Genomic DNA, 15,454 nt, shown 5'->3' on the forward strand with positions numbered 1-15,454 from the left:
TCTTCTGTCAGTCTCCGAAAACATTTGCCATTTCTGAATTCTAGAGCTTTTGTACAGCAAGCGATCGCGCGATTATTTTCTAATAACAAATTCAAGAGCAATTTTTTTCTAATAGTATAGGTTGTATTGATTGCCTCGTGAGACTTCTAGCAATCGCCCTCACGGAGAGTGACAGAAGAGGGGTAGTATATGTTAGTTAGTGTACGCTACAAGAGTTTTTTACTTCACTCTAGTCGATATCATGTAATTCTAATTGCTGACTTACTTACTATCATCATTGGTTTCGCGATCGCCATCATTGGTTTCTTTAAGTTGAATGCTACTCTTAGGATGAGTGGCTTCATTCTTCTCATCTTGTTGATTGGCATTTTCAATGTAGAGAACTTTGCCATTACCAGCATCGACCTTAACATTTTGCTGACCAATTTCTATAGCATAAACTAAGTTGCCATCTTCATTTTCGAGTTTGACACTTTTTGCCTTACCTCTTACAGATATTTCAGCTACTTGCTGTGCTTGTTGTGCTGTAATTTTAGCTAGTGGTTGTAGTTTTGTTGCTTCTTGTTGTTCTTGTGCATCGTCGTTGGTTTCACCGTCACCATCACTGGCTTCAGCAAATTGGGTAGCGCTATGATGCTGAGGCGCAATTACTAAGAAAGATTGTGGTTGTTTTGCAGACACAACTCTCGACAATCCAGCAAATCCCAAAGTAACAACAAAAGCTACTGCCAAAATGATTTGCGTTGAAGTTTTCATACTTGTAAAATTTTTCAAGTCTGGATTTGTATTTTCACAGTAAGCAATAAAAGTCAAGAAATAGTCAAGATTGATTAGAGTTAAATAAACTTAATATCTAATGGCTAAATCAACTTTTAGTTCTAGATTTTAGCTATTTTTAGTGCCTTTATAAAGAAAAAATTACATTTGCAATCAAATCTTGACTATTTCTTGACTTTTACTGTGTAAATTACAATCAGTCACTCATTTATGACAGCACAGCTAATTTTAAAATGTGAGGTAATCTCACTTCTACACAGAAAAAAACCAGCATAAAGATTATGAAAAAAATATTCAATAGAGTTCCAGAAATTACAATGATTTTCTGGATTATTAAGGTTTTGGCAACAACAGTAGGTGAAACATTTGCAGATTTTTTATCGGCAACTCTAAATCTTGGTTTAGGTGTTACATCCTACATTATGAGCAGTATTTTGTTGATTGCTCTGTTAAATCAGTTTAAGTTAAAACGCTATGTTCCAGCTAGTTTTTGGTTTGTGGTCGTTTTGATAAGTATCGTGGGCACACTGATTACTGATAGATTAGTAGACGAGTTTGGAGTTAGTTTAATAACAACTACTATAGCTTTTAGTTTTTCTTTATTAATAGTTTTTGTGTTCTGGTATTCAAACGAAAAAACATTAGCTATGCACTCTATAAATACAGCGAAAAGAGAGCTTTTCTATTGGGTAGCTGTTTTGTTGACGTTTGCTTTGGGCACTGCAACAGGAGACTTATTAGCAGAGGCTTTAAAAGTGGGTTATGCCCAATCAGCACTGATATTTGGTGCTTCAATTGCAATCATAGCGATCGGTTATTATTACTTGAAAATGAATGCAGTTTTGGGATTCTGGTTAGCTTACATCTTGACTCGCCCACTTGGAGCATCTATAGGTGATTTACTATCTCAATCTCCTACAAATGGAGGTTTTGGTTTTGGTACGGTTGGAACCAGTATGCTTTTTCTTTCTATAATCGTCAGCTTAGTTATCTATTTAAGCTTTAAGCGCAATAAACCAGCTTTACAAACGAGTGACCGACAAGATTGAAAATGCGATCGCCTTCTCTATCTTAAGCATTTTTATATTTGTGACCTAGCGATTTTGTGATTCTTGACTTTCTCTCTTTACAGTAAAGTCGCAAGTTCCAATAAATTATAATATTCCGACAGTAAGTAAGAGTAAAAATGAGTAAACTTACACAAATTGCTGGATCATTTTACCCAACTTTTTCAAGTCATATTGTTTTCAATTGCGTTTGTTATCACCCGAAACTTCGGTGCAACATTCGGGGATATGCTAATAAAATCACATGCAAAAGGTGGACTCGCTTACGGTACTATCGGCTCATCTATATTCCTTGTGTCAATTCTTGGAATCTGTATCCTATAGAGTACCGTCTCATGTGCGTGGTACTGCTTTTAGGTTAATTTGGTTACTGGCGCAGCAGTGAAACCGCAAGTTCCAATAAATTATGATATTTCGATAGTAAATAAGAGCAAAAATGAACAAACTTCCGCAAATCACTGCATTATTTTGGATTATGAAAATATGTGCAACCACTCTAGGAGAAACAGCAGGAGACCTTTTATCGATGACGCTAAATGTGGGCTATGCGGTTAGTTCCACTATATTAATTGGAGTATTTTTAGCTACTCTTGTGACTCAATTGGTATCGAAATGCTATAATCCACTGCTTTACTGGACTGTCATTCTTTCAACCAGCACAGCCGGTACAACAATGTCAGATTACATAGATCGCACTTTAAAGCTGGGCTACGCTACAGGGTCTATGATTTTAATTACCCTGCTGTTGATTATGTTGGCATTCTGGCGATTTAGTGTTGGTTCTTTATCTGTTACGAATGTCAAAACGCCTCAAGTTGAAATACTTTATTGGACAACAATTCTATTTTCAAATACTTTGGGTACTGCCTTGGGCGATTTCCTAGCCGATACTTCCGGACTGGGATTTGTAGGAGGGGCACTGTTAATTTCTGGTTTGCTTGCTCTTGTATTGGCAGCACATTATTTTACCCTATTTTCCCAAGTCATATTGTTTTGGATTGCGTTTGTCCTCACCCGACCCTTCGGTGCAACATTCGGAGATATTCTAACAAAATCACACGCAAAAGGTGGACTCGCTTACGGTACTATCGGCTCATCTATAGTCCTTGTGTCAATACTTGGAGTCTGTATCCTGTTCACAACTCTAAAACAGAGAAGACTAAGTGTAGCTAGGCTTTCTAACGATGAATAACATTACTGGTAACGAATTGAGGTTTCTTGGAGGCGGTAGAATTTCATTCTGATTTCATCGTCAAGTGTGATAATGATAAGTGTAATTAATCGCGATTTAACAATTACAGCTTTCTCTTAGCATCGAATTATCAGTTATCAACCCAAAGGTAACAGTAGTCACAACAAAAACTTTTCAAACCATCCCCTGTAAGATTTGGGTTTTGAGATTTGTCAGGATGTTAACTGATATTAGTTCCAACGTGATGCTTTAGTTGCTGATGCTACCACCAAGGCTAATCGTAGAGCCACCGCAAGAGTGTAACAGATGATACGAAATATTTCTACCTTTTGGTTACGTCATATACATCCTCGTTTGGCTTCTTTAATTGCCACAATTGGTATATTTGGACTTGCTGTTTGCCTGCTAATCTTGTTTGTTCTCGCCAAGCTAGCTGAAGAAGTTTTAGAGAAAGAAGCTTTTGCATTTGATACATCTTTTTTATTATGGTTGCATCAGTTTGCTAATCCTAGTCTAGATAATTTTATGCTGGCTATAACTAATATTGGCAATCCTAGTACAGTGGTAATTGTAGCAGGAACTTCTTTAGGAATACTTTGGTGGCGACGTTATCGAGTAGAAGCATACATTTTTGTACTTGCCTGTTTAGGAGGTTTAATTTTAAATACAGGGCTAAAGTTGTTTTTTTCTAAACCTCGCCCTGAACTTTGGCATCAGTTAATTTCTGAAAAATTTTTTAGTTTTCCTAGTGGTCATGCACTAGGTTCTATGGTGCTGTATGGTTTTATCTCTTACTTGCTAGCAATTCACTATCCTCAATTCACCAAAGTAATTTACAGTGCGGCAGTTATTTTAATCGCAGTCATTGGTATGAGTCGGCTATATTTAGGAGTACATTGGCCTACAGATGTAATTGCAGGTTATGGAGTCGGTTTTTTATGGCTAATGATATGTATTACGATGCTGAAATTGCAAAGATTGAAATGATGAAGTAATAGCAAAGCAACTATCTGCTATTACTGCATCGGTAAAGTTGATAAGGAACACCTATGCGATAGTGCTGTGTAGGATCTATATTGCAAGTTGTTTGCCCAGAAAGTGCAATCTGCTGCGGATAGTCGCGTTTTCTCAAGCCAGGGCCAACTATCCATAAATTCTGTTTAGATGTTGTTGGTAGGCGCAGTTGGGAAAAGTTTTTCCAAAAAGCAGATAAATCAGGAGATTTTTGTAAAACAGCAAAACTATCAGAATTTAATCTCGCAGATTTATCCGTTTTGTTTATTTTTAATTCTCCTACAGGTGTTTGACTCCTGAGTTGTTCTAATGCCAAGGCAAAACTAAAACCTAAAGCCACATCTTGGTAATTACTATATGCAACAACTAGCGTCAATGATGCATAAGGTTCTAAGTTCATGTTTTGGGCAACTTTTTCGGGCTGAAAAGGTTTTTGAAAGACTAAGTTAGAAACTACAAAAATACAACTAATAAACCCGACAAGTATAAATATTATCGATGAGCGATTAATTTTGCTAATGCTGGCTGCTAGCAAAGCGCAAAAGCTGGGATAGTAGACAAAAGTATAGCGGGGAACAACGGTAATATCTTTACCTAAAATATAAACAATAGCAAAAAATTGTAATAATACAAAAGCAGTAAAACTTAACAGTGTTAATGTTGCTAAATGAGTTTTATCTTGTGCCCATAAATTTTTTAAACCTTTGAATATTTGCCTTCCTGCCCAAATGGCAAAAATCAGCATTAATAAGCCAGAAATAACTACAATTAGCAACGGCTGATTTTCTACAGGGAGAGCGATCGCCATCAATACCCAACTAATCAGAGTTTGGTACAGAGGTGCAATATGAGTAGGGGAAGGCAACCAATTGGTTTCGGAACGCTGAAAATGACTTAATATAACTAGCAACCAAGGAATAAAACTAACCAGAACGCTGCTAGTAGAAATAATTAAAGCAAACCAGATTTGACGTTTGTTTTGTATCTTTGCTTTCCCCCAATACATCAATACAATGATTGTGGCAATTTCAGCAATGAAAGCCAAAGCAAAAAAATAGTGTATATAAAGAGCGATACTATTAATAATTGTCCATAAAATCCAAACCCAAAATCTCGGTTGCGTTCGCTCAACAATATCTCGCTGAATTTGCATTAACCCCAATAATGCTAAAGTGATAAGGAACATGGGCATGGTATAGTGCCGTGCTTCTTGGGAAAGGTAAACAGCAAAAGGGGAAACAGCCATTAGCAATGCTGCGATAATTCCAGATGCTTTTGAAAATGCGATCCGATTCACCCCATAAATTGCCGCGATCGCACCTACACCAAATAAAGCTGGTAGCGATCGCAATTTTGCTACCCACTCCGTTCCTAAAGGAGTCATTAGCCCTAACCAGTTGTACATGACGCAAAAAAATAACGGCGGATGTGTAGACTGAATGGCAACGTTTTCGGCAATTTGATTGCAACTAACTCCAGGTTGAAATGTAAAAATATCCTGTACGCGATCGAGCGGAAATACCACATTAAAAGGCAAATCGTGGTAATTTTTACCCAAGCTGAAAATAGCAGTAATTACCTCATCCATCCACAGTGGTTTGAGGTCTAAATGCCAAAAGCGCAAAACAGCACCAAGTGCGATCGCCCCAGCTAAACCCAGATAATGTAGAGTAAGTCTCCGATTTTTCATTATTTAGCTATTAGCTAATTGATTTTTTGTTTCGGATTTTAACCACAGATAAATATAGAGAGTTATTCATATCTGCGGTTTGATAACTAATTAAAAGTCTAAAATTTTATATGTCAGATGCTAATTTTACCGCTACTGTGCCTCCAGAATCTCTCCAATCAAAATTATCTCAACCATCGCCGATTTCTTATCTGCGAGAAAAAATTGTCGAAATTCGCAATGGTTTACGTCCCGGACAACAGCAAATGGCTGACTGGGACTCCGGGCCATTGGCTGTTTCTGCCGTTCCTGGGGCTGGAAAATCCACGGGTATGGCGGCGGCGGCGGCAATTGCGATCGCCCGACAGTATGATTCAACTGAGTCGCGGCCGTCTTCTCGTCGTCAAATTGTAGTTGTTACCTTTACTCGTTCCGCTGCTGCCAATATCAAAGCGAAGATTCGTAAATATTTGCGAGAGGATTTATCTCTACCGCAAACTGGTTTTGCTGTTTATACTTTGCACGGTTTGGCATTAAACATTGCCAGTCGCCACCCCGACTTATCGGGTTTACAGTTAGAAAATGTCACATTAATTACGCCAAGTCAAAGCCACCGTTTTATTCGCACAGCAGTAGAACAATGGATTGCTAATAATCCAGGTCAGTATTTACGTCTGCTAGAAGGTCAACAATTTGACGGAGAAGAAACAGAAAGATTGCGTCGCCAATCGGTATTGCGGACAGAAGTATTACCAGAGTTGGCTACTACAGTCATTCACGAAGCCAAAAGTTCTGGGATACCGCCAGAAAAACTGCGGGAGTGGAGTCAACAAACTACAGACGCGTATGCAATTTTGCGCATCGCGGCGGGATTGTACGAGCAATATCAAAACTTAATGCGATCGCGTGACTTCATTGACTACGACGATATGATTTTAGCTGCCTTGCGCGTTCTGGAAAATGACAGCGCCCGTCGCATCGAGCAAAACCAAGTGTTCGCCGTCTTTGAAGACGAAGCCCAAGATTCTAGTCCCTTGCAGACGCGGTTACTAGAAATTTTGGCGAGTGACACAGAACAGGACGCGGGGACGCGGGGACGCGAGGATAGGGAGATGAGGGAGATGAGGGGGATGATTCCTCACTCAGCACTCAATTTAGTGCGTGTTGGCGATCCTAACCAGGCGATTAACTCGACGTTTACGCCAGCCGATCCGATTTATTTTCGGCAATTTTGTGAAGAGTGCGATCGCGTCGAACGATTGGCAACAATGGATCGAGCTGGTCGCAGTACTAGAATTATTATCGAAGCTGCTAATTTTGCTCTTCAATGGATTAATAGTCAGTGGTCAGTAGGGGCGAACGTAACAGCGCCCGTACAGTTGTCAGTAGCGACTAACAACCAACAACTAAAAACTGACAACCGACAAATGCCATTTCGTTTACAAACCATCTGTACTGTTGATACTGGCGACCCCCAAAAAAATGCTAATCCCGCGCCACTAGGAAGGGGATTAGAACTATATACTCCCCGTGATATTAATCAGACAGTTGAATTGCTCTCCCAAAGGGTAATCGAATTATTTGCTGAAGACCCAAGTAATACTCGTGCAGCAGTTTTAGTGCGAGAAAATCGCCAAGGAAGGTGGCTAGCAGAAGCTCTAGCACCTGTGTGCAAGGAGCATAATATCGTACTTTACGATGTGGGAGAACGCGATCGCCGCTCCCATGTGCCGCAGGAAATTTTAGCACTACTGCAATTTTGCGATCGCCCTCATTCACCTGATTACCTGAAAGCGGCTCTAGAAGCATTGGTGCAGCGCCAGTTGATTCCCACCCAAGACCTCAACGCCCTTGCTAGTCTGCCTGAAGATTTTTTATACCCTGGCCCCCTAGCAACACCCCAGTCAGAGCCAGTACAAAAAGCTTCTCACTTATGTCGCAGTTTACTCCGCGCTCGCTTAGAACTGCCTCTCTATCAGTTGATTTCTTTTCTCGCTTTAACTTTAAATTACGACCAAGCAGAATTAGCAACTGCTGACAAACTTGCAGAAAGGGTCAACCAGCAAATAGCCGGCAACAATTCTATGGGGGCAATATTGTCAGTTCTAAGTGAAATTGTGAGTTCCGAACGGTTTGAACCTGTAGAAACAGAAGATTTAGAAGCGCGTTATACCCGTGCAGGACAACTGACGATTATTACCATGCATAAAGCTAAAGGGTTGGATTGGGACTATGTATTTATTCCCTTTCTCCACGAAAACTTGATTCCTGGTAAATTTTGGGTTCCTCCCCAAAGTCAGTTTTTAGGTAACTTTACCTTATCAGAAGTCGCTCGCGCTCAAATTCGTGCTGCTCTGCACGGTGAATCTGAAATACCAGATGTAACACAAGCTTGGGAGTTAGCAAAAAACCTGAAAACTGCTGAGGAATATCGTTTACTTTATGTAGCGATGACAAGGGCAAAGCGGCTGTTATGGATGTCTGCGGCGCAGAAAGCACCCTTTACTTGGAGTAAACCCGATAATTTACAAGAACAAGCGCCTTGTCCTGTATTTCCAGCATTAAAGCGCCAGTTTCCTGAATGTGTGGTGAATTCAGCGGCAATACCCAAACAAATTATTTGAACTTCGGCTATGCTTGCGGATATTTTTTACTACAGATGTCCCATGCATAAAATGTCGCAGTTTAATTTATTTATTAGGCGGAGATTGTCCTCATACTCACTGACTGCAACAATTCTTGGTGCAATGGTGACACTTACTACACTACCTAGTTTAGTTACTGCTCAGTCTGCCGATGGCGATCGCCCAACTCCCTTAGCTGAGATTAACTTAAATGGTAATGTCGATAAAGATAATCAGAGTGAGTACTACTATAGCTTTATCGCCGATCCGGGTGAAGTTACTATTACGCTTGATATTCAGCCGAATAATGCTAATGTTCTAGTCGGGGTTGACTTATTTAATAGTGAGACTAAGGAACTCTTATCTTTTGAGGTTCCAGCTTATAACTCCACAAGCGTGAGAGAAATTCAGCGAGTTCAAATCGACCGCAAACAGCCTATTTTTATCAGGATCGGCCGCAAACAATCTAGCGGTTCCGCTACCTATCGCGTTCGAGTCACAGGAGCCGTGCAACCAGCTAATAGTCAGCAAGGAACTACAACAGAGTCAACATCATCTTTAAATTTACCTAGTCAGGGAATGCTCCGCATAGAAATGGATAACGGTAGTGTCGAAGAAATCAACCTGAGTCGCATTCGCAGAGCAACCGTCAGGCAATAATCTTCAATATTAAGGTACGACGGGATGAAATTGATTGACAAATCTCCTTTATTCAACAACGCCCTTAAGTCTCATAAAGGCGTTGTCTTGACGCTAGCTTTGGTAAGTCTGCTATTTTATGGCGGACTCACTGAGAACAAATCTGCTGCGGCTGTTCCTACTGGCATTACTCAATTGTCCCAAAGATCCCAGGCGCAATCAAATAATTTGCCCAGGCCGATCGCTAATCAGATTTTACGAGATGCGTCCAAGCGTTCTGGTATACCTAGGCGACAATTAAAGATTACCCAAGTCACAGCCAAAACCTTTGGTAATCCTTGTGAATTCAACTTTGGCGAAATTTGCACTAGGGAATACAACCCCATTCAAGGTTGGGAGGTAGTTGTACGAGTCCGCCAAAATTCATGGACTTACCATGTGAATAAATCGGGAACGCAAATCGTTTTAGATCCGAAGGTGAGTACTTCACAAACATTGCCAAAAGCGATCGCCAATGCAATTTTGAGCGATGCTTCTCAGCGTTCTGGTGTCGCAATTAACAATTTAAAAATTACGCAAGCCACAGCCAAAACCTTTGGCAATCCTTGTGAATTCAACTTTGGCGAAATTTGTACGAGAGAATACAGACCCATCGAAGGTTGGGAAGTAGTTGTACGAGTCCGCCAAAATTCTTGGACTTACCATGTGAATAAATCTGGTACTCAAATCGTTTTAGATCCCAAAATCAAGATTTAATTTTTCTGATAAGTAGAAGGCAGGAGGCAGAAGGCAGAAGGGAAAAGGAAGTTTCTGACAAGGTTTCATAAGTTGCCATTTTACATTTAATTATGTCCATCTACTTACCAAATTGAGATTCGATGTCATGTCTCTAGTTTATTAGATTACAAAATATAGCCGTAGTCACACCCTTTAGAAGAGTTGCGATTGCTCAAAGCCTTAAAAAACTGGGTTTTTACTCAGCGAGAAGTTGCGTGCGGAGAGAAGTGCGGTCTTGGGGAGACACTGCGTTGCCGAGGTTCCCTCGGTTGAAGCAAGTGTCGTCTTTGCCCCTTCGGGTTCGGAGGGTTCCCCCCGCCCTTGCAAACTTCGGTGACTCAGCACTCAGCACTCAGCACTTTATAAACCCGCTGTTGCCAGCGAGTTTGTCAGCTGATTGGGGTACGAGCCAAACTTACACCTAATTTTTCATCACCGCATCTAATAACACCCCAGCACCAAAGCGGACTGCATCGGTACAGGGTAGACCAGTTTCTGCTGTTGTTTGGGCGATCGCTTCTTGAGCTGCCAACTCATCGAGATGAGCGGTGTTAAGTGCTATACCCACCACAGGCACGGAGTTAAAGGCTCCACCTGCACTAGCAACAGTTTCATAAAGGCGGATTACCTTTGATAAAGGTGGAATTGCTACGTGGGGATAATTACGCACGTGATTTTGTCCTGCCCGATGTACTAGCACCAGTTGCGTTGGTTGCGAACCACGAATTAGGGGTAGAGTTGCCGTTGAACCAGGATGCAGCAGCGAACCTTGTCCTTCGATGTGTAAGATGTCACAGTTTTTGCCATAGCGCGTTACCGTCTGTTCTACAGCACCAGCGGCAAAATCTACCCGCACTGCATCCAAAGCCAAACCATCGCCTTCTAACATCACACCAGTTTGCCCTGTGGCCACAAATTTAGAACGCCAGCCCCGCAGTCGTGATGCCCAATGTAACTCTAGGCTAGTTGACATTTTGCCAATGGCCATGTCGGTTCCTACAGTCAACACCCGCCGACAAGGCAGGGTACGTGCCATTCCAGTAGCTATACCTAAATTCGCTGGCTCTTTCCGCACATCCCAAATTAATTGCCCTGGTTTTAGGAGTGCGTTTAACTCTGGGATATTAGCTAATAACGTGTGCAAACCGTTCACTAAAGACATTCCAGCGTCTAGGGCGGTTTTGATTTCCAACCAGTAATCATCTGGAATCGCACCACCTTGTGGGGCAATGCCAATTACCAAAACTTCAGGTTTGTACTCTAGCGCTGCTGCTACCGATGCCACAATCGGCACATCACGCTTAATACCTGTGAGTTCGCTTAAGGATCTGCCAGGACACTCGCGATCTATGGCTACTACTATCTGGGCTTCACTGTAGCGTAAAAGTGCCAACCCTGTTTTGCCATGAGCTCCACTAATTCCTTCATGCAGCAGGATGGCTACTCGTTGATTAAGCGGCAGACGCACTGTATTGCACCCCCAAACCAGGTAAATCGTTAGGCAAAACTCTCCCTTCTTGGACTAATGCACCTGTAAAGGGGTCATCGGTTAAGTTAAGGTGACTATCTAAATCTAAATAATCAGCCAGTGGTGACAGATGTGCTGCTGCTGTATTAGAAAGCGAACTGTCGGAATAGCAGCCGAACATCACCTGCAACCCATAGGCTCGTGCTGTATGTACCATTCGCATTGCTTCGGTTAAGCCCCCTGATTTCATGAGTTTGATATTGATACCATCTACGTAGTTTGCCAGATGGGGAATATCGCAGCTGGTAAAGCAACTTTCATCTACAAAGATTGGTAGCGGCGATCGCTCTTTGAGTTTTGCTAAACTCTTTTCCTCTCCCCGTAGCAGTGGTTGTTCTACATACTTTATACCTAAATCGGCCAGCCAACTGCACATTTCAATCGCATCTCCCAAACTCCAACCTCCGTTTGCATCAACAAACAATTCTCGATTCTGTGCTTCTTCTTGCACTGCTAATAGCATTTTCCGATCTGCTTCTATACCGTCTGGATTACCTAGTTTCACCTTGAACAGGCGAACATCGATATGTTGTAACCAATCTCGTACCCTTGCCCTTGCCACTTCTGGCGAATTAATGCCAATTGTTACCGAAGTTGGCACTATGACATTGCGATCGAGTCCCCACACCTGCCACAGAGGTAATCCCACGCGCTTACCTAGCCAGTCATGCATTGCTATATCTAGCGCTGCCCTCACACCTGAAGGAACCTGCTGTTTAATTAACACTTGTTCAACTTGCTGGCGTTGCAAAGGGCTAAATGTTTTTAACACTGGCACGAGTTGTTGCAAGCAGTTTTTGATTTTATCAGTTGATTGCGAATGATTGCCAACCCCAAATGGCGACGCTTCACCCCAGCCTTCCAGTCCATCGTGCAAAATTCTCACCCATACATTTGTTGTCTGCGCTGTTGTGCCGCGACTAATGGTCAAGGGGAATCGCTTGTTAACCGTAAATAGATTTACTTCAACTTGCATAAGTCTGCTCAATCTTTGGCTAGAGCAAAAACAGTGTAAGTTCCAATTCTAGATTATCTGAGGTATCTGTTATACTTTTTTACATTCATATTTTTTGCCAAAATATTTAGCCGCATTGCATTTGTAAATTCATTTATGAATAACTTGAAAAAATGGAAAACATTAAAATCAAAAATGGTTGTCAATCATCGTTGGTGTCAAATCAGACAAGATGAAATAGAATTACCTAATGGTAAAGTTATAGACGATTATTTTGTCAGTATTAGACCAGAAGTCGCGCTAATTTTACCTATTACTAACAACAGAGAAATTATTTTTGTCCGTCAATATAGACATGCAGTAGGAGATTTTTTTATAGAACTACCTGCTGGTAACTTTGACCCATTACAAGAGAATGCTGAAATAGCAGCTGTGAGAGAATTACAAGAAGAAACTGGTTATACTGCCCAACAAGTAAAAAAGATTGCAACGCTATATGACAAGCCAAGCAAAGATACTAATCAAATACATTTATTTTTAGCCGAACATGTTATAAAGAATGGACAACGAAACTTAGATATTACAGAAGATATTGAAGTCATATTAATTCCTATAGAATCAGTTTTAGATAAAATCATCCACGGTGAAATATCTGTTGCAGGGACTGTTGCAGCTCTTTTGTTAGGTTTAAAATTTATAAGTTAATTAATCATAAAAAATATTTTTTATCATATAGTATATAAGCTTATTGCTCAAAAAAAATGGAGGCGATCGCTTTATCCTTGGCGCTAACCTAAAACCCCGCAAGAGAATTGCAAAATTGAGATGTTATGGCTGAGTTGTATTTACAATACAGTCTGCTTTTAACAAAATAAAATTCTCTGAATCTAAAACAGAACATCGAGATGCCAACTTTGCTAATGCCGGAATATTCCCCTGTTTCAAACTGTTTACGGCTTCTGTAAACACTGGTTGAAAACTTCTCAACCAAGTTTTTTGAGTCAAATATTCAAGTTTAAAAGCTGTACGTTCTAATAGCCATAAGTCTACTCCGTACTTTTGAATTAACTGTTTTGCTGCTGTTAAATTTGGGTTATATTGAGCGCGAATTAAATCAATAGTGCGTTGGCGAATAGAAGAATAGTAGCGCAGATGAAAAGGAAGCGCGTATTCTCTACTTACTAAAATAGACCTTTGCCCAAAAGTGGGAATATTATCACCTTCATCAGAAAGTGTAGCAATCAAACTGTCTTTCGGTTGCTGTTGCAGAAAGTTGTATAAACTTGATTCACCAGATTGCCTATAATCTGTTGTTGGAAAACGCCCAGATAAATTAGGATAAAGAACGAGTACAGCAGCTAAGGTAACTGTTAACGCCAGTTGCCAAATTTGGCGTTTTTGCTGATAAGTGCGAAAAAAACTATCCAACATGATAGTTAAGAAAATACCAGCAGCAATAGCCATAACAATTCGCAGAGAATGAATTGTATAGCGAGTGGGGAAAAACAGCTTTAAAAACAAGGCATGGGCAGCAAAATATAAAGTCAAAGATACGATGATTATTTGCGGCAAGATGTTGACTTGACTCTTAACTAACTTGACTAAAGGAAAGCGCGATGCATATCGCAATACCATCGACAAAAACAATCCTAACCAAATTAGAGGAGGCATTAATGGTGGTAATATGCCGCTATGTTGACCAATCAGCCAAAATCGCCAAGGATTATTATCAAAAAAAGGATGCCGTCCTCCAGTCCATAATTCTGGCATTGTCCGCGCTTGAGAAGCAGTGACAACTGGCCCAAATTCAGAGGAAGTTAAAGCGTAGGGCAACATCACTATAAACGCCAATCCCAGCATAGTTACTAGCCAAAAATAATTACTCCGCAAGCGAATAAATAAGATTCCTAGAGAAATCAATAGTAGTGGGGGATAAAAAAGTCCTTGTAGTACAATTATGAAACAAGCGATCGCCCAAGATTCGCGCAAGATATAATACAGAAATGCTAATAACAAAGGATATATGAAAGCCTTAGGTGTGGCAGAAACTAAGTCACTCTTAAACCAAAGACTCTGATGTAGCAGTAAAGTACTAATAAATCCAGCAATTGGCACTGGAAAAATTTCTAGACATAACCAAAAACAGTAAACAGCAACAATTAAACCCAACACAATGGGCAAAATTTTACTCAGCAATAAAGGATGAATACCCAGACTAGCCATTAATTTGTAAATAAATGCAAATCCCAAGGGTGTAATCGATTGGAAATAATTTGCAATCAAATCATTAGGTAGTAATTTGGAATCGACAAATTGCTGCATCCAAAATACATATTCTCGTGCATCATCCTGAACAACATATTCACCTCTAAAGGCTTTTTGTAGTCCTAAAATTCCGTAAAATATTGCAAACACCAGACTTAGAGTTAACCACAATAAAACTGAGTTGCTAATATGTTTTGTAGAGGATGTTTCATTAATAGGAGTAGTTACAAATTCATGTAGTTGGGAAAATATCATTGTCAAGTAGATTATTCAAAAACATATTTTTCAGCTACTTTCCAATAGCGTGAGAACCGTTTCAAGTCAATAAAGCCGTCGTAATCAAAAAATGGTTCTAACTCTAGCACTTCTACTGCTAAAGAACGCTCAATTTCATCGCAGATATTATCAAATCGGGGACTGGGACTATCTGCTGTCACAACTAAATTAGCTTGATGTTCTTGAGCAAAAGCTAAAATTTCTTGAGCTACATTACCACGACGGATGATAACAGGTAACTCTAATAAGCATTCATAGATAAACGTCAGGCGTTTAAGACTTAGTTGCCATTCCTCTATTAAAGCATCATCCCAAACCCAAATAGCTGGCGCATCTGGGTATTCTTGCAGTGCGGGATTGTATGGACCGAGGCAGTCTCCATGTATCCAGACAATTGGTTTAGTCATTAGCTTCGCTCTAATTTTAATTACCCCTCTTCTGTCAGTCTCCGAAAACATTTGCCATTTCTGAATTCTAGAGCTTTTGTACAGCAAGCGATCGCGCGATTATTTTCTAATAACAAATTCAAGAGCAATTTTTTTCTAATAGTATAGGTTGTATTGATTGCCTCGTGAGACTTCTAGCAATCGCCCTCACGGAGAGTGACAGAAGAGGGTTACAGCAGATTTCAAGTGGTGAGGTACAAATAATTGTAAGGGCGAATGTAACAG

General features: G+C 40.4%; 14 protein-coding genes. 8 read left to right on the plus strand and 6 right to left on the minus strand.

What is annotated here, in order from left to right; translation table 11 throughout:
* Positions 1-261 precede the first annotated feature (261 nt).
* Positions 262-756 carry a PepSY domain-containing protein gene (locus I8752_RS28160; protein WP_214435522.1) on the minus strand — a complete coding sequence of 165 codons (495 nt, stop codon included), beginning with the start codon at positions 754-756 and terminating at the stop codon, positions 262-264.
* 302 nt (positions 757-1,058) lie between these two features.
* Here I8752_RS28160 and I8752_RS28165 point away from each other — a divergent pair, with 302 nt between their 5' ends.
* From I8752_RS28165 to I8752_RS28175, 4 genes are all read left to right on the plus strand, one after another.
* A complete protein-coding gene (locus I8752_RS28165; protein ID WP_214435523.1) occupies positions 1,059-1,826 on the plus strand; it encodes a COG4705 family protein in 768 nt (255 codons plus the stop codon).
* Between the two features lie 192 nt (positions 1,827-2,018).
* On the plus strand, positions 2,019-2,168 hold the full coding sequence (locus I8752_RS38860) for a hypothetical protein (RefSeq protein ID WP_404827127.1): 150 nt from the start codon (positions 2,019-2,021) through the stop codon (positions 2,166-2,168).
* 112 nt (positions 2,169-2,280) lie between these two features.
* Positions 2,281-3,036 carry a COG4705 family protein gene (locus I8752_RS28170; RefSeq protein WP_214435524.1) on the plus strand — a complete coding sequence of 252 codons (756 nt, stop codon included), beginning with the start codon at positions 2,281-2,283 and terminating at the stop codon, positions 3,034-3,036.
* A 306-nt stretch (positions 3,037-3,342) separates the two neighbouring features.
* On the plus strand, positions 3,343-4,023 hold the full coding sequence (locus I8752_RS28175) for a phosphatase PAP2 family protein (RefSeq protein WP_214435525.1): 681 nt from the start codon (positions 3,343-3,345) through the stop codon (positions 4,021-4,023).
* A 19-nt stretch (positions 4,024-4,042) separates the two neighbouring features.
* Here the strand turns inward: I8752_RS28175 and I8752_RS28180 are convergent, their stop codons facing one another.
* Positions 4,043-5,740, minus strand: coding sequence for a glycosyltransferase family 39 protein (locus I8752_RS28180; protein ID WP_214435526.1), 1,698 nt, complete (start codon positions 5,738-5,740; stop codon positions 4,043-4,045).
* 110 nt (positions 5,741-5,850) lie between these two features.
* On the opposite strand from I8752_RS28180, the gene I8752_RS28185 reads away from it, so the two are divergent.
* The 3 genes from I8752_RS28185 to I8752_RS28195 all read left to right on the plus strand — a co-directional run bounded on the left by I8752_RS28185 (position 5,851) and on the right by I8752_RS28195 (position 9,738).
* The gene (locus I8752_RS28185; RefSeq protein ID WP_214435527.1) at positions 5,851-8,343 is read left to right on the plus strand and encodes an ATP-dependent helicase; all 2,493 of its coding nucleotides are present in this window, start codon (positions 5,851-5,853) and stop codon (positions 8,341-8,343) included.
* 84 nt (positions 8,344-8,427) lie between these two features.
* Positions 8,428-9,003 (plus strand): hypothetical protein, encoded by a 576-nt coding sequence (locus tag I8752_RS28190; RefSeq protein ID WP_214435528.1) that lies wholly within the window; start codon positions 8,428-8,430, stop codon positions 9,001-9,003.
* 24 nt (positions 9,004-9,027) lie between these two features.
* Entirely contained in the window at positions 9,028-9,738 is a 711-nt protein-coding gene (locus I8752_RS28195; protein ID WP_214435529.1) for a hypothetical protein, read from the plus strand.
* Between the two features lie 442 nt (positions 9,739-10,180).
* Here the strand turns inward: I8752_RS28195 and I8752_RS28200 are convergent, their stop codons facing one another.
* Positions 10,181-11,227 carry a DUF1611 domain-containing protein gene (locus tag I8752_RS28200; RefSeq protein WP_214435530.1) on the minus strand — a complete coding sequence of 349 codons (1,047 nt, stop codon included), beginning with the start codon at positions 11,225-11,227 and terminating at the stop codon, positions 10,181-10,183.
* A complete protein-coding gene (locus I8752_RS28205; protein WP_214435531.1) occupies positions 11,211-12,263 on the minus strand; it encodes a dipeptide epimerase in 1,053 nt (350 codons plus the stop codon). The genes I8752_RS28200 and I8752_RS28205 overlap by 17 nt, the downstream gene beginning before the upstream one ends.
* A gap of 135 nt (positions 12,264-12,398) precedes the next feature.
* Between I8752_RS28205 and I8752_RS28210 the strand changes: the two genes are divergently transcribed.
* Positions 12,399-12,947, plus strand: a complete 549-nt coding sequence (locus tag I8752_RS28210; RefSeq protein ID WP_214435532.1) for an NUDIX hydrolase — start codon at positions 12,399-12,401, stop codon at positions 12,945-12,947.
* Between the two features lie 123 nt (positions 12,948-13,070).
* On the opposite strand, the gene I8752_RS28215 is transcribed toward I8752_RS28210, so the two are convergent.
* Entirely contained in the window at positions 13,071-14,762 is a 1,692-nt protein-coding gene (locus I8752_RS28215; protein ID WP_214435533.1) for a hypothetical protein, read from the minus strand.
* An 11-nt stretch (positions 14,763-14,773) separates the two neighbouring features.
* Positions 14,774-15,190, minus strand: a complete 417-nt coding sequence (locus I8752_RS28220) for a hypothetical protein (RefSeq protein ID WP_214435534.1) — start codon at positions 15,188-15,190, stop codon at positions 14,774-14,776.
* Between the last annotated feature and the right edge of the window lie 264 nt (positions 15,191-15,454).

This window comes from Dendronalium phyllosphericum CENA369 (assembly GCF_016056275.1).
Lineage (GTDB): Bacteria > Cyanobacteriota > Cyanobacteriia > Cyanobacteriales > Nostocaceae > Dendronalium > Dendronalium phyllosphericum.